The organism is Chitinophagales bacterium, assembly GCA_013816805.1.
Lineage (GTDB): Bacteria > Bacteroidota > Bacteroidia > Chitinophagales > UBA10324 > MGR-bin340.
Genome location: JACDDS010000017.1, coordinates 51,693 through 74,487, shown reverse-complemented (window position 1 = coordinate 74,487; position 22,795 = coordinate 51,693). Strand labels below are relative to the sequence as shown.

The window sequence follows — 22,795 nt, the reverse complement described above, 5'->3', positions numbered from 1 at the left end:
ATGCTGAGTTACAGGGTATGGCGATGTTTCTTGAACCTACAGAAACATTTTTTCAGCTTAAAGATGAATCAGTTAAGAAAAATGACTGGAATCTTCTATTCAAGTATTTTTCTGCTCCAAAAAAATCATATGCTATTATAATATTTACAATAGCAGTTTCTGCCTTTGCTGAATTTTCTCTGCCGGGCATCACAAAGAACATTGTAGATAAAGGAGTAAACGAGAAAAATCTATCATTTGTTGAGATATTGATATTAGCGGAGTTCGCTTTGCTGTTTGGAAAAATAATCTCAGAATTCATCAGGAATAAAATTCTGCTTACTATAAGTAATACCATTCTGGTAAGAATTCTCTCAGTATTTTGGGCTAAATTAATGCAGCTTCCGCTTCGCTTTTTCGACACCCGTAATACAGGTGACATTATCCAGCGTAACTATGATAATGAGCGGATAAAGCTATTTCTTACCGAACATACTTTTACTGCACTTTATTCTGTATTTACTTTTATAGTATTTACAATTATTTTAATCGGCTATAACGTTTCTTCTTTCTTTCTTTTTTTAGGCGGCACCATACTTTATTTTTCATGGATTTTTTATTTCCTTAAAAAACGCCGCGCTTTGGATAATGAAAGATTTGAAGTAAGTTCAAAAGAGCAGGATGTTATTTTTGAGATGGTGGTAGGTATGCACGAAATTAAATTATACAACTGCGAAAGCCGCATGCAGCAGAAGTGGCTGAGAACGCATACGAAGGGTATGATCAACAGTGTAAAGTCATTAAAAGTATCTCAAATACAATCGACAGGCTCATTCATTATTAATGAATTGAAAAATGCATTAATCACTTTGGTTATTGCAAAATCTGTAATTGACGGAAATTCTACACTGGGCACGCTGTTAGCCACTACTTTCATACTCGGGCAGCTGCAGGCGCCCATTGAGCAGCTGATAACATTTATTCAAAACGGCCAGGATGTAAAGCTGAGCCTGAAAAGACTAAATGAAATTTATTCACAGGAAAATGAAGAAAAGGCAAGCTTTATTTATAACAAGAACCTCACCTTTACTGGCGATATAGAATTTGAAAATGTAAGCTTCAGCTACGATAATACAACTCCGGAAAAAACTTTAAAAAATATTAACCTCGTAATACCCGCAGGTAAAATAACAGCAATAGTCGGCACAAGCGGAAGCGGCAAAACCACCGTGCTGAAAATGCTGCTTCATTATTTTGATAAGTATGAAGGAAGAATTTGTATGAGTAAATACAATTTTATGCAAATAAGTCCATCCTATTGGCGCAGTAAGTGCGGCAGCGTCATGCAAAACAGCTTTATTTTTGATGATACGATCGAACAAAATATTGCCCTCAATACTGAAGATATAAACCCTGATGCTTTAGTTGAAGCCTGCAAAACTGCAAACATCTATAATTTTATAATGTCGCTGCCACTGGGCTTTAAAACAAAGATTGGTGAAGAGGGTCTGGAAGTGAGCCAGGGACAAAAGCAAAGAATTCTTATTGCCCGCACAATCTATAAAGATCCTCAATACATTTTTTTTGACGAAGCAACTAACTCGCTGGATGCAAATAATGAGCGGCTGATAATTGAAAATCTCAATGAATACTTTCGTAAAAAAGACAAATACGGCAATCAGAGAACGGTAATTTTTGTTGCTCACAGATTGAGTACGGTACAGAATGCTGACAAAATAGTTGTAATAGAGGAAGGACGAATTGTGGAAGAAGGCAATCACGAATCACTATTACAGCATAAAGGAAATTATTATCAGCTTGTTAAAAATCAATTGGAAATTGATGCCTGAATAATTATCGAAACCGATATAATTTTTTCTGTTCTTAAATGTGCGGACAACCTATTCCGGATCATTAATAATCAAAAAATCATATTTGATTAAGGGTTTTGCAAGGCAAATGGTAAAAATCCAGTTTAAAGTGGTTCATCATATCGGTAGAAGTTTCATTAACATCTATAGCATTCTTAATCAATTCCTTCGAAGATTCAGCAGTGTATCATTACATACCTGACCCAAGGGCGTTTACTTTGAAAAGCGATCTCCGGAAAGAACTTGAAAATAGATAAATGGTAAAAGAGTAAAGAGGATTTCAATATTACAAATCCAATTGCAGTTCGATAGGGCAATGGTCGCTTCCCATTACGTCCATATGAATATGGGCTTTTGATACCTGGTTACGCGCTTCTTTATTGATAAAGAAATAATCTATACGCCAGCCTACATTTCTTTCGCGTGCGCGGGTAACATTATCCCAGTAGGTATACCAATTGGGCTCCTGGTTAAATTCGCGGAAAACATCGATATAACCCATTTCAACAATCTTATCCATCCATGCCCTTTCTTCGGGAAGAAAACCGCTGAATTTCTCATTTTCCCTGGGCCGTGCAATATCTATCTCCTTATGTGCCGTATTATAGTCGCCACATACAATAATAAATTTGTTCGTGGCTCGTAATTGTTCACAACGGTTAAAAAGTTCTTTGTAAAAATCAAGCTTGTATTTTACACGTTCAGGGCCCCTTCCACCATTTGGAAAATAGACATTAAATAAAAAAAACTTTTCAAACTCCATTTCTATAACCCTTCCCTCAGAATCAAAAAGCGGATTGCCGAATCCCATCTTTACATTTAAAGGTTCATGCAATGTGTATACACCCACACCGGAATATCCTTTTTTTTCGGCAGCAAAAAAATAACTTTTATAATCTTCGAAATTTGTTACTTCATAATCCAGCTGATCACGTGTTACTTTTGTTTCCTGAAGGCAAAGAATATCCGGTGCTTCTTTCGAAAGCCAATCCGGAAAACCTTTTTTCCATATGGCACGCAAGCCATTGATGTTCCAGCATAAAATTCTAAAGCTTTCATTACTCATAATCTAATTTTTCGCGAACGAAAATAAATAACTTCCTGGTCTGTTAAGGATGCGAACTTAGTTCGCTCACTACAGACCTGCTTAGACCTGAAGGATATAAACGATTAAATATTTCCTCTCTTTATTCCATAAAGGAAGGAATACGGTTAAGTACTTGAATAGCTTATTGTGAGCGATGAGATCCCCATTTCCAATTAATTTTTGAAATGGATTATCAAATACATCTTATAAGAAAGGAATGAAGTTTTTAAACAGAAGATAGCCTTAAAATAATTTCAGCTGTTCCTTATTCCTGCTATTGTTAAAGAGGCTCAGGTTGTATTCCGGTAATTGCTTATCCTTAAAATATTTGTTCTTTGAAACAGCAAATAAGCTGTGGATGGACTCAGCTATCTTGCCATCACCCTGCATTCTGACGCCAAAACGGCTATCATTCAATTTGCCGCCATGACAATCGGCTATATGATGCAAAACTTTTTCTGCCCTATCGGGAAAATTCTTTCGTACCCAATCCTGGAAAATTTGCGCAATATCTCCATTTAAGCGAACTATTGTAAAATGTGCATCCAATGCACCATGCTCTGATGCTGCTTTTAATACAGCAGGAATTTCGTCACTGTTCAGCGATGGTATAATGGGGGCCATCATCACATTTACAGGTATTCCGTGTGTTGTTAATTCCTTTACGGTATTTAATCTCTTTAAGGAAGATGCCGTGCGCGGCTCCATTACCCTTCTTAACTCTTCATTTAAGGTCGTAATAGTAATAGAAACATGCACTAAATGCAATGAAGCTAATTCTGCAAGTATATCGAGATCGCGCAGGATCAGAGAATTCTTGGTAATCATTCCTACAGGATGCTTATATTTCAGCAAGACCTCCAGCATTTGCCTTGTAATTCTCATTTTACTTTCCAGCGGCTGATAACAGTCCGTATTTCCGGATAGCATGATTGGAAATGGACGGTGCTTAGGATGCTGTAATTCTTTTTCAAGCAATTCGGCAGCATTTGGCTTTGCAATAATTTTGCTTTCGAAGTCAAGTCCTGCGCTAAAACCCCAATATGGATGCGTATTTCTTGCATAACAATAAATGCATCCATGCTCGCAACCCTGGTAAGGATTCATTGAAAACATCAATCCTAAATCAGGACTATCAACCTTATTAATGATCTTTTTAGGATGTTCAATGAAGACCTGTGTATTGGGGCTGGATAGCAGTGCTTCATCAAGTCCTTCTATGTGCTCCTCGACATATTCCTGTTTCAAAAATTTATTGCGCGGTTTAATCTGAGCACCACGGCCTTTAAAATAGGTGATTGTATTGTCATCATTCATAATGATTTCAATATAATCATTTAAAGCATTTTTTAAAAATTTTAAAAAAAATTATCGCTTAGTTTTGCGGATCATGAAATTGAAAGAAGAGAGAGCCCGAAGACGGACTTTTGCTATTATCAGCCATCCTGATGCAGGTAAAACAACATTAACGGAAAAGTTCTTGCTGTATGGCGGTGCAATACAGGTTGCAGGCGCCGTAAAATCGAACAAGATCAGAAAAACAGCTACCTCCGATTTTATGGAAATTGAAAGGCAAAGGGGAATATCAGTGGCCACTTCCGTAATGACGTTCGAATACAGTGATACCCTGATCAATTTGCTCGATACCCCTGGTCATAAGGATTTTGCTGAGGATACTTATCGTACCCTGACTGCTGTTGACAGCGTGATCCTCGTTATAGATGCTACAAAAGGGGTAGAAACACAAACAGAAAAACTAATGGAAGTCTGCCGGATGCGCAATACTCCGGTAATTGTTTTCATTAATAAAATGGACCTGGAGGGAAGAGATCCGTTTGATCTTCTTGATGAACTGGAAAAAAAACTTTCGATAAATGTACAGCCGCTCAGCTGGCCAATAAACAGAGGGTCACTCTTTAAAGGTGTTTATAATCTTTACGATAAATCGCTGCAGCTTTTTCAGCCCGAAAAGCAAACGGTGGAGAAAGACCGTATTGAGTTCACTGATTTAAATGATTACCTGCTGGATGAATTAATTGAGAAAGACGCTAATCAATTAAGGGAAGATGTTTTATTTCTGAATGGAGTCTATCCGGATTTTAATATTGCAGAATATTTAGCTGCTGATATTGCACCTGTGTTTTTTGGCAGCGCCCGAAACAATTTCGGAGTAAAAGAATTACTCGACACGTTTATACATATTGCTCCGATACCGCAGGGAAGGGAAACTGACAAAAGGATGATTGATCCTGATGAAGAGACTTTCACCGGTTTTGTTTTTAAAATTCATGCGAACATTGACCCCAAGCACCGTAACCGTATTGCTTTTGTAAGAATCGTTTCCGGAAAATTCGAACGCAATAAATACATCTACCATTGCCGGCTGGATAAAGAATTAAAATTCAGCAGCCCGGCAACTTTTCTTGCTTCAGCAAGAAATATTATTGAAGAAGCATTTCCTGGAGATGTAATAGGACTTTATGATACAGGGAATTTTAAAATTGGTGATACCCTAACGGAAGGAGAAAAATTGCAGTTCAGAGGAATTCCAAATTTTTCGCCTGAGATCTTCAAGGAGCTGATTAACCGTGATCCTATGAAAACCAAGCAGCTGGAAAAAGGTATTGAGCAACTGACAGAAGAAGGCGTCGCACAGTTATTTTACCAGCAGCCCGGCAGTAAGAAAGTAGTTGGCGTGGTTGGAGATCTTCAGTTTGAAGTTATTCAGCACCGGTTAAAGAATGAATATGGAGCAGCATGCGAATTTATACCCCGTGAAATTTATAAGGCATGCTGGGTAACCTCGTATGATAAAAAAAAGCTGGAAGAGTTTATCCGCTTTAAGTCTCAAAATATCTTTACAGATAAGGACGACCATCTGGTATACCTTTCACCGTCGCAATGGATGCTCCGTAATATACAGGAAACAAATCCTGAAATTACTTTTCATACCACAAGCGAGTTTAAAACTGAGAATGCAGAAGCCTGATCACTCTTCAGTATTATATTAATTATTCACCTGCTCTCAATATTATTCCGGAAGGAAGGCTTTTGGAATTTTTTGCCCCCAATTCCTTTACCTTTTCTGCGGTACGAATAACATTCCCGCTACCTTCATGAAGCTTATTCATTGCCGACTTGTATTGATCGTCCATATTGCGAAGAGAGTTGCCTACCTTAATCATATCTTCCATAAAGCCAACAAGTTTATCATACATAATTCCGCTAAGCCGTGCTATTTCCAAAGCGTTCTTATTTTGATTTTCAATTTTCCACAAGCTTGCAACAGTGGTGAGCGTAGCTAAAAGAGTAGTTGGGCTTACAATTACAATTTGCCGGTCCCATGCAAAATTGAATAATTCATTATCATGCTGAACAGCCAGAGAGAATGACGATTCAAGGGGCATAAAGAGCAGTACCAAATCCGGAGATCTTAAACCCTGTGCAGAAGAATAACTTTTCTCACCCAATAGCTTAATATGATTCCGGACGGATATCAAATGTTCTTTTAAGCATTTATCAATATCTCCTTCTTCCTCACAATTCACATATCGGTCGTAGGCAGTTAAAGAAACCTTGGAATCGATAATCAGGTGCTTATTGTCGGGAAGAAAAATTACAACATCGGGTTTTATAACAGTTCCGTTCTGTGAGGTAGTGATGAACTGTGTTTCATATTCGACTCCTTTTTTTAGTCCTGATTGTTCGAGAATTTTTAATAGAATCCATTCACCCCAGTTTCCCTGCTTACGGGTATCCCCGCGCAATGCTTTGGTAAGATTGTTAGCTTCCGTGCTTATTCTTACATTTAAATCATATAATTTTTTCACTTCTTCGCGAAGAGAAATTTTGTCACGCAGTTCTTTATCGTAGGTCTCTTCTACTTTCTTTTCAAAAGCTTTTATCTTTTCTGAAAGCGGATTTAAAATAGCATCCATATTGGATTTATTTTGCTCGGTAAAGCGCCTGCTTTTATCTTCCAGCAGATCATCCGCAAGAACCTGGAACTCTGTTTTCATTCGCGCATGCATATCTTCTTGCTCTACTTTTTGATCCTCCAACTTTTGTCTGAGATTAACGATGTCGCGTTTGCCACCTGACACATCAGCATTTAGTGTAATTATTTTTTCAGTTTGCTCAGAACACTGTAATTCCAATTTTACATTTTGCTGAATTAAATGTGCTGACCTCGATTCAGCCATATCTTTTTCAGATGAAAGTGCTGAAATCTTTAATAAGGATTGATGCCGCATGATAAACCAGGCTAATGCAAAACCTACAGCTGCGCTAATTGCCAGATAAATAATTTCCGTCATTTTTTACGTATCACTGTTAAAATTATTCAATCGGATGGGTTACTATTCCATATTTCCCAACTTTTTTCCGCCTGCAATTGAAGCATTTGCAGCCCATTTTTTATAGAGGCCCCTTTTTCCTTACCCTTTTGAAGAAATGCTGTTAACGGAGGATTATAGATTAAATCGAAAAGCAAATGTGAAGGAGTCAGGTATTCATACAAAATAGGCGGACAATCATCAATATTCGGAAACATGCCTACCGGTGTGGTATTTATAATGATCTTATATTGACGAAGCATATCTTTATCAATGTTGGAATAATATAATTCTTCAGGCTGCTCCGGATTTCTGGATACCAACTGATAAGATAATCCCATAGTCTTTAAGCCATATGCCACTGCCTTTGAACTTCCGCCCGTACCCAGTATAAGGGCCTGCGTTTGATGGGGTTGAATAAGAGGAAGGATAGACTGCATAAAACCAAATACATCCGTATTAAATCCTTTTAATTTTCCCGCAACAACTGTAACAGTATTTACTGCACCAATTTCTTTTGCCTTTTCATCCAATTCGTGGAGATAAGGAATAATCAATTCCTTATACGGAATGGTAATATTCAAACCTGCCAGTTGCGGACGGGAATCCAGAAGCAAAGGGAACTGATCTATACTTAACAGAGGAAAATTTTCATAGGTACAATCCATAATCTTTTGACGAAGAAATTTTTCATGAAAAAAGTTTTTAGAAAAGGAATGTGTTAGCGGATAGCCAATGAGTCCGTAGATCTTCAAATTAAAAAAGATGAAATGGTTATTGTGTTAACAAACTCACGTTAGCCAATCTGAAATAAAACGGTCTTTGCTATTTATTATTTTTTGTTGAGAAAAAAGGTCAATGTATCGCCTCTTAATCCAACCCGTAAAGTTTCCAGCGGGATTGCCTCATTAGGAGGTATGTTTCCCAAACTTACGTCGGAGCCAATTAACTTTATAAAAAAAACCTGCTGTGATTTATTAGGGGCTTCCCATATTATTTTTTCAGCCGGAACCTGCGTTAATATTTCATCTACCAATCCTTCCCGCACTTCACCACTTCCGCGGTAAATTCCCACATTTCCGCCCTCCCGGGCTTCTGCAATTACCTTCCATGAGCCGGCCTCAATTTCTTCTTTCATAAGTTGGATCCATTTATACGGCGGAATTATTTTTTCAGCATCTTTCGAGCCTACTTCTGATAATACAATTTTGTTTTTTGAGAGCCTCGAAATAATCTCACACTTCCTTTCATGTGGAATTTCTAAAGACCCGTCACTTACCTCTGCGTAATCAATTTGATATTCATCAAGTAACTCCAGGTACTTTTCAAATGCTTCATGGGCATAGAACCATTCCAGAAGAGTGCCGCCAAAATATACGGGTACGTTAGCACTCTTATAAACGGCAATCTTTTCCTTTAAACGGGGAGTAACTGCAGAGGTTCCAAATCCCAATTTTACAATGTCGACGTATGGCTCCGCAATGGATAAAAAATTTTCTGTTTCACGGATGCTCAATCCCTTATCCATCACCATTGTTAATCCAACTTTTCTCGGCTTCGCAGCTCTTGAAGGTAAATTTTCAGATACAAATTGCATTCGGCTATTTATTATTTTACCGCTTCAATACACGATTAAGAGAATAATAAAAGGAACATACTATTCCACTGCTTTATGTTCTGGTATTCCCGATCATTTAAACTGCTCAATGATAGAGGTGATAATGGGGTCATTTTTCAGCTCCGGGGCAAGTTTGAACATCACTTTATGTTTTGCGTAGTTGTTGCTTAATCCTTCCTCTAGCCAGGCAATTGCTTCTTTTTTCAACCCTATTTTAAACAGACTGGCAGAGCGCAAAAATGGAAAGCTGGGCATTTCTCCTTTTTCAATAGCTGCAAAATCAAGGAGCTTGATGGCATCAAGATAACATTCCAGGTCGATCAGGTAAGTAATTAATTTTTCATAAATTCCTTTCGGCTTATGCCTCGGGTTCAAAGCCATAATAGACTGGCACGCAAAGATCAATGCACTGACGTCTTCCCGCTTATAAAATCCCACAGCCATTCCCATAAGATATTGAACATTATCGGGCATCAGACGCAGGGCCTTTTTATAGAAATTAAGAGCATTACTCCAAAGCTTTTCACGTTTATAAGTTTCTCCAATTCTGAAATAAGCTTCATCATACTTTGGGTCTATGGTGATAGCTTTCCTGTAGAAAGTGCGAGCCTTATTGTAATCTTTCAACTTTTCCAGGCAGACGCCGATTGAGAAAAACAACTCTTCATATGGTTTAGAAAATTCTATCGCCAGCTGAAACTGGTCTATAGCTTTATGGTATTGTTTTAACTGAAAGTAGGCCTCTCCGCAATCACGGTAAGCAAGGTCGCAGGATTCATTTATGGCTGTAACAAACTCATATGCTTCAACAGCTTTTTCATACATTCCTAAATCAAAATAGGCATGACCCAAGTTGTGCCATGCCAGGTACGAATAAGGATCATTGTCAAGAATGCCTTTATGCAATTCAATGCTTTCGTCAAATTTTTTTGAAAGCTCCACTACATACCACATCCTGCTTAATGCCTCTTCATTACTGCTGTTCATCCCCAGCACTTTTTTCAAGCACTCAAATACCATATCATAGCGGTCACAGTCTTCGTATACATCGGCAACTTCGAGATACAATTCTTCATGGTCACCCTTATCTGCAATTTTAATGGCATGGTCCAGCACTTCGAGGGCTTCTTTATGCATACCTTTTTCCACGTACAGATCAGAACGCAAAATAAATATGGCGATATCAGAGGGTTCAAGCGCTTCGGCCTGCTCGAGTAAAGCAAATGATTCTTTAAACTTCCGGTAATAAATGAGCAGTCCAGCCTTTTTAATCAAAAGTGAAGTTGAAAAAGGGTGTTGCCCAATTGCATAGTCAAGTACATGCAAAGCCTTTTTCCATTGTTCTTTAAGCTCGTAGTACTGAATAATATGCTCAAAGGTGGATACATCAAAGAACGAGGAAGCTCCACTATTCACCATTTCTTCGTACCGTTCTACAGAAGATATAATGTCTACCGGCGACATCTCATCAAAATCTCTTTCTTCCATCCTTTAAGTTTTATACAACATTAGGCAAAAGTATTCAATTAATCGGAGTTACAATTATCGGGTTATCCCCGTGGAAATTGAATCTACCCGCAATAAATGTTGATAGATTTATGCAGTAAAAGCTTAATAGCTTGAGCGCATTTCCGTGATTTTTAGAATCATCGAATCATTCATTTATTTTTGCATAAAATCCTTTAAGATGATCGATATTAAATTACCAGCGACGGCTGAAACTGCTGGGCTTAATTTTATAAAAAAGCTGCAGTTAGAACCTATTTCTTCCGGGGCATCTACAGGTACAGAATGGCTCAATACATCAGGTGAAATACTTGAATCCTATTCGCCGGCAGATGGCAAATTAATCGGTAAGGTGAGGCTTGCTTCACGTGAAGATTACGAGAATGTAATACAAACAGCTCAAAAAGCTTTTACCGATTGGAAAAAAGTTCCCGCTCCTAAAAGAGGCGATATCGTCCGGCAGATTGGAGAAGAGCTGCGAAACAAAAAAGAGTCTTTAGGACAATTAGTTTCTTATGAAATGGGTAAGAGTTACCAGGAAGGGCTTGGGGAAGTGCAGGAGATGATTGACATCTGCGATTTTGCAGTTGGTTTATCCAGACAGTTATATGGACTGACCATGCATTCAGAACGACCCCACCACCGGATGTATGAGCAATGGCACCCTCTCGGAATTGTTGGAGTAATAACTGCGTTTAATTTTCCAGTTGCAGTTTGGAGCTGGAATGCAATGCTTGCTTTAGTTTGTGGTGATGTTATTGTGTGGAAGCCTTCTTCAAAAGTAATGCTGTGTTCTGTAGCCACCCAGTTATTGATTGCAAAGGTTTTAAAAGAAAATGATATTCCTGAAGGAGTACTGAATTTGGTTGCGGGAAGCTCAAAGGAGGTTGGAGATATAATGCTGGAAGACCCCCGCATCCCACTTATTTCAGCAACTGGTTCCACCCGGGTTGGAAAACGGGTAGCCAAGCTGGTAAGCGAAAGGCTGGGGAAAAGCATTTTGGAATTGGGTGGTAATAATGCAATAATTATTTCTGAAAAGGCTGATCTTGACCTCGCGATGCACGCCGTTGCATTTGGCGCTGTTGGAACTGCAGGCCAGCGCTGCACCTCTACCAGGCGTCTTATTATTCACGAGAATGTCTATGAAGAAGTAAAAGATCGCCTTAAAAAGATATACAATCAGTTAAATATTGGCAATCCCCTCCACCCTGAAAACCATGTAGGCCCTTTAATAGATACCGGAGCTGTTAAAATGTATACCGATGCTATACATGAGGTAGAAAAGCAAGGCGGCAGTATTCTTACAGGTGGTGAAGTGCTGGATGGTGAGGGATATGAATCGGGATGTTATGTAGTTCCATGTATAGCAGAAGTACACCATAATTTACCTATTGTGAAAGAGGAAACATTCGCCCCTCTAATATACCTGATGAAATATAAAACCATGGCAGAAGCAATTGATTTACATAACGATGTACCACAGGGGCTGTCTTCTGCAATCTTTACCCAGGACCTTTTAGAAGCGGAACAGTTTCTTTCTTCAGCAGGAAGTGATTGCGGAATTGCAAACGTTAATATAGGAACAAGCGGTGCAGAAATTGGAGGTGCATTCGGGGGTGAAAAAGAAACAGGCGGTGGCCGTGAATCCGGAAGTGATAGCTGGAAAATGTATATGCGCCGGCAGACAAATACTATTAATTATGGAACGTCTTCGTCATTAGCCCAGGGGATTAAATTTACAGTGTAGCAAGTTTAATTCATCTGCTAAATAAAAAAAACCCATAACGGTCTGTTATGGGTTTTTTATTACCAGATCTATAATTATTTATCCATCTGCTTTTGGTATGCAGCTTTCAACTTATCACGTTCTGCATTCAGCCTGGCAAGATCTTCATCCATTTCTTTTCTGAATGAAGTTCTCTTATCTGCGGAAACCTCATCTGCATCTCTCATGCGCCGGCCAAATTCTTTCGCGCGTGATTCAAATCTGTCCAGGGCTTGCTTAAAGTCAGGAGAAGCATCAAATTTCTTTTCTTTAGCCTGCTCCTTTACAGCTTGAACTTCATCCATTACTTTTTGGTATTTTGCCTTAACATCGCTTCTAAAATCTTCCCATGAATCCTTCATACCGTTCTTGTTCATGTTTTCGTCCATACCCTTATTGTCCTTATCCATAATCTTGTTGCCGTTATCCATATTATTCTTTTGAACATCAGGATCCGTAACCGGAGTATTCGGCTGTGTAGTGGGCGTGGTTGGCTGAGTAGTTGGCGTTGAAGGCTGTGTGGTTGGGGACGTTTGCTGTGCAAAAACGAAATTGTTCACTCCAAGAGTAAAACAAAATGCCGCCAATCCGTAAGATACTTTCTTTAATGAATTGTGAATCATTTGTTTAAGGGTTTTAATTTATTAAAATTTTTTCTGAAATCAACCTTTTGCATAAATCATTCCATTTTTATTTTTCTATATCACGACCCGGTTTATCTTACTCCTTCCACTCTTTTCATTTTTATTTTAGGCAAAAAATAATGAGACAATGCCAGCGTAATGAAAAGGATAAAAAATTTATCGGCTCTACCAACTAATTTTGCTTTATGATTTCTGTTACTAACCTTGGTGTGCATTATGGCGGTGAATATCTTTTTGAAGATGTTACTTTTCTTATTAATCCCCGGGACCGGATTGGATTAACTGGAAAGAATGGTGCTGGAAAATCTACCCTTCTTAAAATACTTGCAGGTAATGACAGCGCAGATGAAGGAACTGTTTCTTTTCCCAAGGAATTTACGCGCGGCTATCTTTCACAGGAGTTAAATTTCAACGGAAGTAAAACCGTACTGCGGGAAACGGAAACTGCCTTTGCTGAAATAAAAAATCTTGAAAAACACTATGCAGAGCTTACAGAAAGTGTAAGCCATCATGCAAATCATCAGGAGAAGGAATATCTCGATCTGCTGAACGACTGGCATGATGCGGGGCATCGTTTGGAGATACTGGGTATAGGCACGCTCGAAAGCCAGATGGAAAAGATTTTATTAGGATTGGGGTTTGAAAGAACAGATTTTTCGCGGAACGTAAGCGAATTCAGCGGAGGATGGCAGATGCGGATTGAGCTTGCGAAATTATTGTTGCAGAAACCGGACCTGCTGTTGCTTGATGAGCCTACTAATCACTTAGATATTGAAGCAATTATCTGGCTGGAAGAATTTCTACAGGATTACGCTGGTGCGGTTGTGCTGGTCTCTCATGACCGGGCCTTTTTAGATCGCGTCACAAACAGAACCATTGAAATATCCAATAAGAAAATTGAAGATTATCCATGCTCCTATTCCAAGTATGTTCATTTAAGGAAGGAGCGCCGGGACCATCTTTTAGCACAAAAGAAAAATCAGGATAAGGAAATAAGGCAGACGGAAGTGCTTATAGAAAAATTCCGGTATAAGGCAAGCAAGGCGAAATTTGCACAATCACTTATAAAGCAATTGGACCGTAAAGAACGGATAGAGGTGGATGATGAAGATGCCTCCTCCATACGTTTTCGTTTTCCTGAAGCAGAACGTTCGGGCCAGGTGGTATTTGAGGCGAAGCATATCAATAAAAGCTTCGGCAATAAGAACATTCTGCAAAACATTTCATTCGAGATTTCCAGAGGTGACAGGATTGCTTTTGTAGGAAGGAACGGTGAAGGAAAAACCACAATGGCAAAAATTATTGTAGGTGAAGAAGAGGCCAAAGGAGAATTAAAACCAGGCTACAATGTAAAAATTGGTTTTTATGCACAGCACCAGGCCGACCGACTGAGTGGCGAAGAAACGGTATTTAATACCATTGATAAAATAGCTCCAAGTGAAATGAGTTCCAGGGTAAGAAGCTTGCTGGGTGCGTTTTTGTTTCGTGGTGATGATGTGGACAAGAAGGTGAAAGTACTTAGCGGTGGTGAAAAATCGAGGCTTTCTCTGGCAAAATTATTATTAGAACCTGTCAACTTTTTGGTGCTCGATGAGCCAACAAATCACCTTGATATGCGATCAAAGGAAGTATTGAAGGAAGCTCTGAATAAATATAACGGAACCTTAGTAGTAGTTTCCCACGATCGTGATTTTCTGGATGGCTTAGTGAATAAAATTTATTATTTTAAAAATCAGTCCATTAAAGAATATGCCGGCGGGGTTTATGAATTTTTAGAATCTCAGAAAAGCGAAACTTTCCGCGACCTTGAATTGCAAAAGAATAGCGAAAGGAATGGTAAAGAAGTTCCAAAACTCATCTCGTCTGAAGACACGAGGCAGCTTCAAAAGGATCGGAAAAAATTAGAGCGCCAGGTAACGGAGGCGGAAAAAAAAATTTCTGATCTCGAAACCTCAATCTCCCATGTGGAATTGAAAATTTCAAGACCCGAATTACTTCCTGCAGAAGAAACAAAGGAGATCTATTCCCATTACACACTTTATAAACAACAACTCGAGAAAGAAATGAACCGATGGTCAGAATTAAGTGAGCAGCTGCAGGGAATAAGAAAATAAAGTGAATTCTACTTTTATAGAATCAGATATCTGTATTAAAATCTTGCGTAATAGTTGACTAAGAATTTTCGGAAGCAGCGATTGATACAGGTACAGAAACAGGTTCCTGCAATGCGGGTGAAATGAAAAAAGGCAATCTCTCTTTGAGACTAAACCTTTCTTTAATTTTTTCCACCATTTTATTTATTGCAGGGCAAATACCGATGTTATCGTGAATCACATCCAGCTGTTCAGGTGTCTGGCGTAATTTAGCCGGGGGATAAGTGCGACAACCGGAAGGCCTGAACTCATAAACCTGGCACTTGTTATCGTCACCAATAAATGGGCAGGGAGTTGTTTTTGTCAGGTACTCGTAGGTGGGATCTTTTTTTAAATATTTTTTAATGAACTCACGTGGGCCTATTAAAAGATGTTTTGAAAGTCGCCGTATATCTTTCATATCGAAAACCGGCTGTGCTATGCGGCAGCAGTTCGAGCATTCAAGGCAATTTGTATTTGAAAATGCTACGTCATGATAATATTTAAAGGCCTTATCAAAACCAATTGGTTTACTTTTTTTCAGACGTTTGAATAAAACACGATTCTCCTTCTTTTCCTTCCGTGCTTTTTCCTGTATTTGCTGTAGGATTAATTGATATTCTGGTGAAGCAGCCATAATACAAAGATCAGATCCCTATTTGAATTTTCCTATGTTTCATTTTGGATGTTCATTTCTTTTTTAAATAGTTTAAAAAGTACTTTCCGATAATATCATATTCCACGTTCACTTTATCACTTTCCTTAAGGAATTGAAAATTAGTATGCTCGAACGTATAGGGTATAATCACAACAGAAAAACTTTTTTTCTTTACTTCTTTTACCGTAAGGCTTACCCCATTTATACATACGGACCCTTTTTCTACTAAAAAAAATTTATCTTTTTCCCGTAAGAAAAATGTGAATAACCAGCTTCCCTGCATTTCCTTTATTGACTTTATTCTTATTGATTCATCAATATGACCTTGTACAATATGTCCGTCTAACCTCTGATTTAACAATAAACAGCGTTCGAGATTAATAATGGTTCCTGCAGTTTTCCTGTTTAAATTGGAACGACTCAAAGTTTCCTGAACTGCAATAACAGAGTGATGGCCATCATGCACACTCACTACAGTTAAACATACTCCATCATGCGAAACGCTCTGATCAATTTTTAATTCTGGTGAAATAGGGGACTGGATGGTGAAGCGTATGTTAGAACCTTCTTTTTCGAGATCAGTAATTTTACCGGTAGTTTCAATAATGCCAGTGAACAAGATGGAGGATTAAATTTTTTACCTTTCTGAATACACCTTAAAGGATTTCTCCTAATAGTTTACTATTTTAAAAGATGAATGTAACCGTTCAACGTTGGTAACACACGAAGACCGTTTTGATATACATTGCAGACATAATAATAAACTGCTTCAGGTAATTCCTTCCCGCTCTTAATATCTCTTCCGGTCCAGCTTATATAAGGATCACTGGTCTGATAAACCAATGTTCCCCATTGGTCAAATATTTTCATATCTACCTTGTCAATAAAAGCTATTGGCAGAAATGGATGAAACACATCATTCTTCTCATCACCATTCGGTGTAAATACATTAGGCAAAGTATAGGTAGGACAAATGGTTACACAAACTACATTCGATAAAGGTCCGGTGTTACTGAACGAATCAACCCCAGCTACTGCATAACAGCCACTGATAGTTGATGACTGCACATGGTTAAAGGAGGAGGTTGCAGGATCGGGAACTGAATCTACCAAAGTAAAGGCGGATGATGAATTCGATGCGAAATAGATTAAATATTTTATCACATCATCAGCGCAGCTAGGATCTGCATAAGTCCACAACAACTGATTAACAAAACCAGGAATATTAAAATCCTGGTCATTGCAGGTGTTTCTTACCGTAAGGGCTGGTGCGCAAGGCCCAATTGTATCTACCGGCATGGCGCATTTTTCTTCTGATAAATTTATTATGGGATTTACAAATCCCGGAGCTGAATAACTGCCGACACTTTTAACCACATAACAATGCTCGACCCCGTTTGCAAGGCTCTCATCGGAAAAAGAAAAAGAATTGCTGGTGCCAATAGAATCATATTGTGCCTGAGCATTTTTTCTGTAAATAATATAATAGTTATTAGTCCACGGCACGTCTAACTGCCACGAAAGAGTAACTGTGTTATCGCTTCCTGATGTTGTTAAATAGATACTTGATGCAGTGTTGGTTTCCCCAATCAGGTTTCCATTTGAATAAAAAACTATTTTATAGGAATATGGATTATCTGAAGTATTTAAATTTTTATCGTTAAAAACGGAATCGTTCAATAAATAAAAAGAAGGCGCTGAAAACGAATCAATCTTTTGCATAGCTGCTGCACCCGGAAAGCCAACAGATCGGTAAATCACATATTTATACGGCCCGGGATTTAGGAGGGTGTCTAAATCTGCTGCATTGGGTTTGGACCACGCAATAAACATATTGCCATTCACAACATCTGTTACAGTGACGCTTACATTTGTAATTACAGGGATTTCCTTACGCAAAGAAGCACAGCTTTCATCCGAAGGCAGGCTTTCCACATTATTGAAAAAAAAACCAGCGGGCGGCGCAGTACGATCTGCAAATTCTGCAAGCACCCTGTAACAGTATAACTTACCCCGCTGAACATTTTGATCGATGTACTGATAGTCGGTAAGATGTTCCCCAAGTTTGGTATATCCTTTACCTTCCAAACCTACATCACATGGGCCTGGAATAAAAGAGTCGCTTCCCTCCTTTCGCCACACTGAAAATCCTATAAAACGAGCAGTGGCAGCACAGGAATATGGATTTTGCCAGCTGACTATTATATTGTTACCCTGGGGGGTTACAAGCACATTTTGCGGGGGAGGAGCAACTACTGTTATCAGCCAATTCTTTAAATCAATGGCAGGTCCACCACTATAATTATCTTCTGCTTTAAAAACCACCTGATAAAAAGGAGCCCTGATATGTTCACATGTGGTATTCCAATTAAAGATTCCTGAAGCCCTGCCAAAGCCTGAGAAGGAGGTAAAAGTTGCAGGGCTTGACGGCACATCATAAGGGCCTCCGTTTGATATAATGCTAACTGTTTGGCCTGCATCGGGATCCGTTGCTGAAACATTCAGCACTAATGTAGAGCCGGCCACTATACACGTATCCCGTACTTCTGCTAATACCGGTTGACGGTTAAGTGCATTTAAAATAATTACTTCCATATCGCGCACCATAGTGCCTATTTCAAACCCATTCCTATATTCTTTAATCAGGATTGCAAAATTGTACACAATCCCTGCATCAGCAGGTGATGCACCAAACACAGGATGATCCCACACCACTTCCCCTGTGCGTGAGTTTATGGTAAAACTTTGGCAGCACGGAGTGCCCGGAACCTGGTTAGGTGGCACGTAACCATCCACATCATGTCCGGGGGCGGTACCCGGAACTATAAACTCAAAAGACAGAGAGTCACCATCAGGATCATATGCATTTGGGTTATGAATATAAACCTGCCCGGCATAACCGTAATCTACCGGAGGATTTAATAAGATCGGTGAATTATCGTACCCATAAAACTGGGGATCTAAAATCTTTAAGGTATCTGCAATAAAAAATGGCTGATTTACAGAATTAGGAATATTCCTGATGGTGGAGATCCGGTTAGGATCCGACATAGAAATTACAAAAGTCCCAAAGCCAGGATATCGGTGCACACCTGTATATTCATTATATTTTATATGGTTTTCAATTTCTACTCCGTTCCCATTTCCATTTGACCGGAATAAGGAATCTGTAGTTCCATCTCCCCAGCTTATTTGAAGTTTGGGTCTGTCTGCAGCATCAGACTCACCCCCAGTCTTGGTGTAAGTAATTATGGTGACCTGGTAAGTGAAACCATTTAAATGCTTGTAAACAATTTCCCCTGCCCGGTTATGAGTTGCAAATGCGGAATGAGTAAAAATTAATGATATAATCGAGAATAAAACCCGTATAACTATTTGTTTTCCGGATATACATTTATAGCTATGCATTGCGTATTCAGAAGTATGCAATTTACAACCTTTTTAAACGCTTAAAATTGTATTACCTCTTCTAAAAATTTGAACCGGGGCCTGTGATTTAAATCTGCGATAGAGAAGTGAATTAAAGCATCTATGGTTTACTGTAAGAAAGACTGGCTTTCATATATTCTCTATTCAGGCGGGCAATATTGGTAACGGAAATTTCCTTGGGACATTCAGCCTCGCATGCATTTGTATTGGTGCAGCCTCCAAATCCTTCCCTTTCCATTTGTACAACCATATCGAGAACACGGCCAGAATGTTCAACATCGCCTTGTGGAAGTAAAGCAAGATGAGAGACTTTTGCAGCCACAAACAGCATCGCAGAAGAATTTTTACAGGCAGCTACACAAGCACCGCAGGCAATGCATGCAGCAGATTCAAATGCAATGTCTGACTTATCTTTTTCGACCGGAATCGAATTTGCTTCGGGTGCCTGGCCCGTATTTACTGAAACATAGCCGCCGGCAGCTATAATCCGATCAAATGCAGAACGGTCTACCACTAGATCCTTTATTACAGGAAATGATTTAGCCCTCCAGGGTTCTACAACAATGGTATCACCATCATTAAAAAAACGCATATGGAGCTGACAGGTAGTGGTAGCCTGGCGCGGTCCATGGGCGCGACCATTTATATACATACTGCATGTTCCGCATATTCCTTCCCGGCAATCGTGGTCAAAGGCTACAGGATCCTTCCCTTCATTGATCAGCTTGTCATTCAGCACATCAAACATTTCCAGAAAGGACGCATCTGCATCAACATTGTCTAAAAAATAGTTCTCAAAGCCACCTTTATCCTGGGAATTTTTCTGACGCCAAACTTTTAATGTCAACTTCATAGCTCAGGTTAAACTTTCTACAATTGCAAGATATTAGCCTTAAAATCAGAATTGAATAATACGCTATTTATAACTTCTCTGTGTCGGATGCACCGTTTCATAATTTAATTCTTCCTTATGCATCTGAGCATTTCCGTTTCCTGCATATTCCCACGCCGCTACATACATAAACTGATCATCATTACGCAAAGCCTCCCCCTCCGGTGTTTGATATTCCAGCCTAAAATGTCCGCCGCAGCTCTCTTCCCGATGCAAGGCATCCTGAATCATTAACGCACCGAGCTCAATAAAATCAGCCACACGCCCAGCCTTCTCCAATTCCTGGTTAAATTCATTTTCCTTTCCCGGAACTTTGACATTTTCCCAAAACTCCTGCTCAATTTTTTTTACTTCTCCTTCGGCTCTCAATAAACTTTCCCTGCTCCGGGCCATGCCACAATCATCCCACATTACCTTACCAAGCATCCTATGAAAATAGTCAACCGTTTTTCCCCCTTTATTGTTTAATAATTTTTTAATGCGCGATCTTACATTTTCTTCGGCTTCTATAAACTCCATGCTATTGGTGTTTACATTTCCTGAAAGTATTTCTCCTGAAAGATATTCTCCAATAGTGTAAGGAAGCACAAAGTATCCGTCTGCAAGTCCCTGCATTAGTGCCGATGCCCCGAGGCGGTTTGCACCGTGGTCGGAAAAGTTGCATTCGCCAATAGCATAAAGCCCCGGAACCGTAGTCATCAGATTATAATCAACCCATAACCCTCCCATGGTATAATGAACTGCAGGATAAATCATCATTGGAGTCTTATAAGGATCGTCTCCGGTAATCTTTTCATACATTTCAAAAAGGTTCCCATAACGAGCACTTACTACATTTTGACCCAGTCGTTTTATAGCATCCTCAAAATCCAGGTATACTGCCAGCCCGGTAGGTCCTGCGCCTCTGCCTTCATCACACACTTCTTTAGCCGCGCGGGAGGCAATGTCGCGCGGCACCAGGTTTCCGAATGAAGGATATTTTCTTTCCAGGTAATAATCCCGCTCACCTTCCGGAATTTCACTTGCCTTTCTTTTGTCGCCTTTTGTTTTGGAAACCCAAACCCGGCCATCATTGCGCAGCGATTCGCTCATCAAAGTAAGCTTTGACTGATATTCGCCGTGCACGGGAAGGCAGGTAGGATGAATTTGTGTAAAGCATGGATTCCCAAAAAACGCGCCTTTTTTATATGCTTTCCAGATTGCGGTAACATTACATCCCATGGCATTGGTAGAAAGAAAAAATACGTTTCCATAACCTCCTGTGGCAAGAACTACAGCATGTGCACCATGCCGCTGGATCTCACCCGTAATTAAATCACGCGCAATAATGCCGTTCGCATTTCCATCGGATATTACTACGTCCAGCATTTCGTGCCTGGAATACATTTTAATATTTCCTAAACCTATCTGCCTTTCCAGCGCCTGATATGCTCCAATTAATAATTGCTGACCTGTCTGACCGCGGGCATAAAATGTACGCGATACCTGCACGCCACCAAAGGATCGATTATCCAGCAACCCGCCATACTCACGCGCAAAAGGCACACCTTGCGCAACACATTGATCAATAATGTTGACACTTACTTCAGCCAGACGGTACACATTTTCTTCGCGAGAGCGGTAATCACCACCTTTTATAGTATCATAAAATAAACGGTATATACTATCGCCATCATTACGGTAATTCTTTGCAGCATTAATTCCACCCTGGGCCGCAATGGAGTGCGCTCTCCTGGGGCTATCCTGAAAACAAAACGCTTTGACCTTATAGCCTAATTCGGCGAGAGATGCTGCTGCAGATGCACCCGCTAAACCCGTCCCGATTACAATAACTTCCAGCTTCCTTTTATTTGCAGGGCTTACCAATTTTATGGTAGAGCGATATTGTGTCCATTTTTGATCAAGTGCGCCAGGTGGGACTTTGGATTGTAATGCCATTCAACAGTTATTTATTTAAATATTGAGACAGATAAAAATATACAGGCATAGATAAAAAGCCTCCGGTAATGATTACAGTATATATTTTACCTATCCAAACTATTGCTGGAGTGTATTTTTTATGCATGATACCCAAAGAGCGAAAGGCGCTCTGGAATCCATGCCATAAATGGTAGCCCAATGCGATAACCCCTACGGCATATATAACGTCATAGTACCAAATAGAAAACACAGATATTACTTCAGGATAGAGATTAATTATTTCACTTTGAGCATCATCGGTTATTTTATCTGTAAACCGAAGATCCCAAAAGAAATTTCTCAGATGAACTACCAGAAAGAAAAAAATTAATGCGCCTAAGATTCCCATATACCTGGAATACCAGGGCGTAGCATTGGTATTCCTAACTACTATATAAGGGATCGGTCTTGCTTTCTGGTTCTGACGTGTTAAAGTATAAGATTGAATAATGTGAATAATGAAACCCGCAAAAAGGATATACTCCATTGCCCGAATCAAAATATTATGTTCCATGGAAAAGGTAAATGTGTTAAAGGTTTTTCCATTGTCGGGAACATATAGCAGCATATTTCCAAACCAATGAATAACGAGGAAGCTGCAGAGAAACAAACCGGTAAGCGCCATTACATATTTCCTGCCGAGAGAAGAATTAAGCATTTGAATCATCCAGCCCATAAAAACTGCATCCGGATTTAGTTAAAGACGCTGCAAAGCTAAATCACGAACGTTAATCTTTATAATATTAAACAGGAATGATTATGAATCAGGCAGACTTTGCGAGGGAAATTAAAACTGCTATCCCTTAAGGAAATAATCACACCATTAACAATAAAGAATTATTTGTACCAAATTGAAAGTCTGTAGATGAGGTCGGGCTTTATTAATAAAAAGGAATCACAATCTTAATAATGATACCA

17 protein-coding genes are annotated in these 22,795 nt (G+C 39.3%); 4 read left to right on the top strand and 13 right to left on the bottom strand.

The window, feature by feature from the left end; all coding sequences use genetic code 11:
* Positions 1-17: 17 nt before the first annotated feature.
* On the top strand, positions 18-1,829 hold the full coding sequence (locus H0W62_13450) for a peptidase domain-containing ABC transporter (GenBank protein ID MBA3649534.1): 1,812 nt from the start codon (positions 18-20) through the stop codon (positions 1,827-1,829).
* A gap of 307 nt (positions 1,830-2,136) precedes the next feature.
* On the opposite strand, the gene xth is transcribed toward H0W62_13450, so the two are convergent.
* A complete protein-coding gene (xth, locus tag H0W62_13445; protein MBA3649533.1) occupies positions 2,137-2,916 on the bottom strand; it encodes an exodeoxyribonuclease III in 780 nt (259 codons plus the stop codon).
* A gap of 264 nt (positions 2,917-3,180) precedes the next feature.
* Positions 3,181-4,254 (bottom strand): PA0069 family radical SAM protein, encoded by a 1,074-nt coding sequence (locus tag H0W62_13440; GenBank protein MBA3649532.1) that lies wholly within the window; start codon positions 4,252-4,254, stop codon positions 3,181-3,183.
* Between the two features lie 73 nt (positions 4,255-4,327).
* Here H0W62_13440 and H0W62_13435 point away from each other — a divergent pair, with 73 nt between their 5' ends.
* Positions 4,328-5,926 carry a peptide chain release factor 3 gene (locus tag H0W62_13435; GenBank protein MBA3649531.1) on the top strand — a complete coding sequence of 533 codons (1,599 nt, stop codon included), beginning with the start codon at positions 4,328-4,330 and terminating at the stop codon, positions 5,924-5,926.
* Between the two features lie 22 nt (positions 5,927-5,948).
* Here the strand turns inward: H0W62_13435 and rmuC are convergent, their stop codons facing one another.
* The 4 genes from rmuC to H0W62_13415 all read right to left on the bottom strand — a co-directional run bounded on the left by rmuC (position 5,949) and on the right by H0W62_13415 (position 10,377).
* Positions 5,949-7,253, bottom strand: a complete 1,305-nt coding sequence (gene rmuC / locus H0W62_13430) for a DNA recombination protein RmuC (GenBank protein ID MBA3649530.1) — start codon at positions 7,251-7,253, stop codon at positions 5,949-5,951.
* A gap of 26 nt (positions 7,254-7,279) precedes the next feature.
* The gene (locus H0W62_13425) at positions 7,280-8,026 is read right to left on the bottom strand and encodes a shikimate dehydrogenase (GenBank protein MBA3649529.1); all 747 of its coding nucleotides are present in this window, start codon (positions 8,024-8,026) and stop codon (positions 7,280-7,282) included.
* Positions 8,027-8,103: 77 nt separating this feature from the next.
* Positions 8,104-8,868 carry a phosphosulfolactate synthase gene (locus H0W62_13420; protein MBA3649528.1) on the bottom strand — a complete coding sequence of 255 codons (765 nt, stop codon included), beginning with the start codon at positions 8,866-8,868 and terminating at the stop codon, positions 8,104-8,106.
* A gap of 93 nt (positions 8,869-8,961) precedes the next feature.
* Complete coding sequence (locus H0W62_13415) at positions 8,962-10,377, bottom strand: tetratricopeptide repeat protein (protein ID MBA3649527.1); 1,416 nt, start codon at positions 10,375-10,377, stop codon at positions 8,962-8,964.
* Positions 10,378-10,576: 199 nt separating this feature from the next.
* Between H0W62_13415 and H0W62_13410 the strand changes: the two genes are divergently transcribed.
* Positions 10,577-12,145: an aldehyde dehydrogenase family protein gene (locus H0W62_13410; protein ID MBA3649526.1), complete on the top strand. Its 1,569-nt coding sequence runs from the start codon at positions 10,577-10,579 to the stop codon at positions 12,143-12,145.
* Positions 12,146-12,219: 74 nt separating this feature from the next.
* Here the strand turns inward: H0W62_13410 and H0W62_13405 are convergent, their stop codons facing one another.
* Positions 12,220-12,786, bottom strand: a complete 567-nt coding sequence (locus H0W62_13405) for a hypothetical protein (GenBank protein ID MBA3649525.1) — start codon at positions 12,784-12,786, stop codon at positions 12,220-12,222.
* A 206-nt stretch (positions 12,787-12,992) separates the two neighbouring features.
* Here H0W62_13405 and H0W62_13400 point away from each other — a divergent pair, with 206 nt between their 5' ends.
* A complete protein-coding gene (locus H0W62_13400) occupies positions 12,993-14,921 on the top strand; it encodes an ABC-F family ATP-binding cassette domain-containing protein (protein MBA3649524.1) in 1,929 nt (642 codons plus the stop codon).
* A gap of 58 nt (positions 14,922-14,979) precedes the next feature.
* Here H0W62_13400 and H0W62_13395 read toward each other — a convergent pair whose 3' ends face one another.
* The 6 genes from H0W62_13395 to H0W62_13370 all read right to left on the bottom strand — a co-directional run bounded on the left by H0W62_13395 (position 14,980) and on the right by H0W62_13370 (position 22,553).
* Positions 14,980-15,576, bottom strand: a complete 597-nt coding sequence (locus tag H0W62_13395) for a YkgJ family cysteine cluster protein (protein MBA3649523.1) — start codon at positions 15,574-15,576, stop codon at positions 14,980-14,982.
* Positions 15,577-15,628: 52 nt separating this feature from the next.
* On the bottom strand, positions 15,629-16,216 hold the full coding sequence (locus H0W62_13390; GenBank protein ID MBA3649522.1) for a riboflavin synthase: 588 nt from the start codon (positions 16,214-16,216) through the stop codon (positions 15,629-15,631).
* Between the two features lie 62 nt (positions 16,217-16,278).
* On the bottom strand, positions 16,279-19,026 hold the full coding sequence (locus H0W62_13385) for a gliding motility-associated C-terminal domain-containing protein (GenBank protein MBA3649521.1): 2,748 nt from the start codon (positions 19,024-19,026) through the stop codon (positions 16,279-16,281).
* Between the two features lie 100 nt (positions 19,027-19,126).
* On the bottom strand, positions 19,127-19,879 hold the full coding sequence (locus H0W62_13380; GenBank protein MBA3649520.1) for a succinate dehydrogenase/fumarate reductase iron-sulfur subunit: 753 nt from the start codon (positions 19,877-19,879) through the stop codon (positions 19,127-19,129).
* 63 nt (positions 19,880-19,942) lie between these two features.
* The gene (locus tag H0W62_13375) at positions 19,943-21,856 is read right to left on the bottom strand and encodes a fumarate reductase/succinate dehydrogenase flavoprotein subunit (protein ID MBA3649519.1); all 1,914 of its coding nucleotides are present in this window, start codon (positions 21,854-21,856) and stop codon (positions 19,943-19,945) included.
* Positions 21,857-21,863: 7 nt separating this feature from the next.
* Positions 21,864-22,553 carry a succinate dehydrogenase cytochrome b subunit gene (locus H0W62_13370; GenBank protein ID MBA3649518.1) on the bottom strand — a complete coding sequence of 230 codons (690 nt, stop codon included), beginning with the start codon at positions 22,551-22,553 and terminating at the stop codon, positions 21,864-21,866.
* Between the last annotated feature and the right edge of the window lie 242 nt (positions 22,554-22,795).

Bases quoted from the DNA above. Each gene is read 5' to 3' on its own strand.
- H0W62_13380 (MBA3649520.1), bottom strand. From the start codon at position 19,879: ATGAAGTTGACATTAAAAGTTTGGCGTCAGAAAAATTCCCAGGATAAA.
- H0W62_13450 (MBA3649534.1), top strand. From the start codon at position 18: ATGGCGATGTTTCTTGAACCTACAGAAACATTTTTTCAGCTTAAAGAT.
- H0W62_13395 (MBA3649523.1), bottom strand. From the start codon at position 15,576: ATGGCTGCTTCACCAGAATATCAATTAATCCTACAGCAAATACAGGAA.
- H0W62_13440 (MBA3649532.1), bottom strand. From the start codon at position 4,254: ATGAATGATGACAATACAATCACCTATTTTAAAGGCCGTGGTGCTCAG.
- rmuC (MBA3649530.1), bottom strand. From the start codon at position 7,253: ATGACGGAAATTATTTATCTGGCAATTAGCGCAGCTGTAGGTTTTGCA.
- H0W62_13435 (MBA3649531.1), top strand. From the start codon at position 4,328: ATGAAATTGAAAGAAGAGAGAGCCCGAAGACGGACTTTTGCTATTATC.
- H0W62_13405 (MBA3649525.1), bottom strand. From the start codon at position 12,786: ATGATTCACAATTCATTAAAGAAAGTATCTTACGGATTGGCGGCATTT.
- H0W62_13410 (MBA3649526.1), top strand. From the start codon at position 10,577: ATGATCGATATTAAATTACCAGCGACGGCTGAAACTGCTGGGCTTAAT.
- H0W62_13420 (MBA3649528.1), bottom strand. From the start codon at position 8,868: ATGCAATTTGTATCTGAAAATTTACCTTCAAGAGCTGCGAAGCCGAGA.
- H0W62_13415 (MBA3649527.1), bottom strand. From the start codon at position 10,377: ATGGAAGAAAGAGATTTTGATGAGATGTCGCCGGTAGACATTATATCT.
- xth (MBA3649533.1), bottom strand. From the start codon at position 2,916: ATGAGTAATGAAAGCTTTAGAATTTTATGCTGGAACATCAATGGCTTG.
- H0W62_13400 (MBA3649524.1), top strand. From the start codon at position 12,993: ATGATTTCTGTTACTAACCTTGGTGTGCATTATGGCGGTGAATATCTT.
- H0W62_13370 (MBA3649518.1), bottom strand. From the start codon at position 22,553: ATGGGCTGGATGATTCAAATGCTTAATTCTTCTCTCGGCAGGAAATAT.
- H0W62_13375 (MBA3649519.1), bottom strand. From the start codon at position 21,856: ATGGCATTACAATCCAAAGTCCCACCTGGCGCACTTGATCAAAAATGG.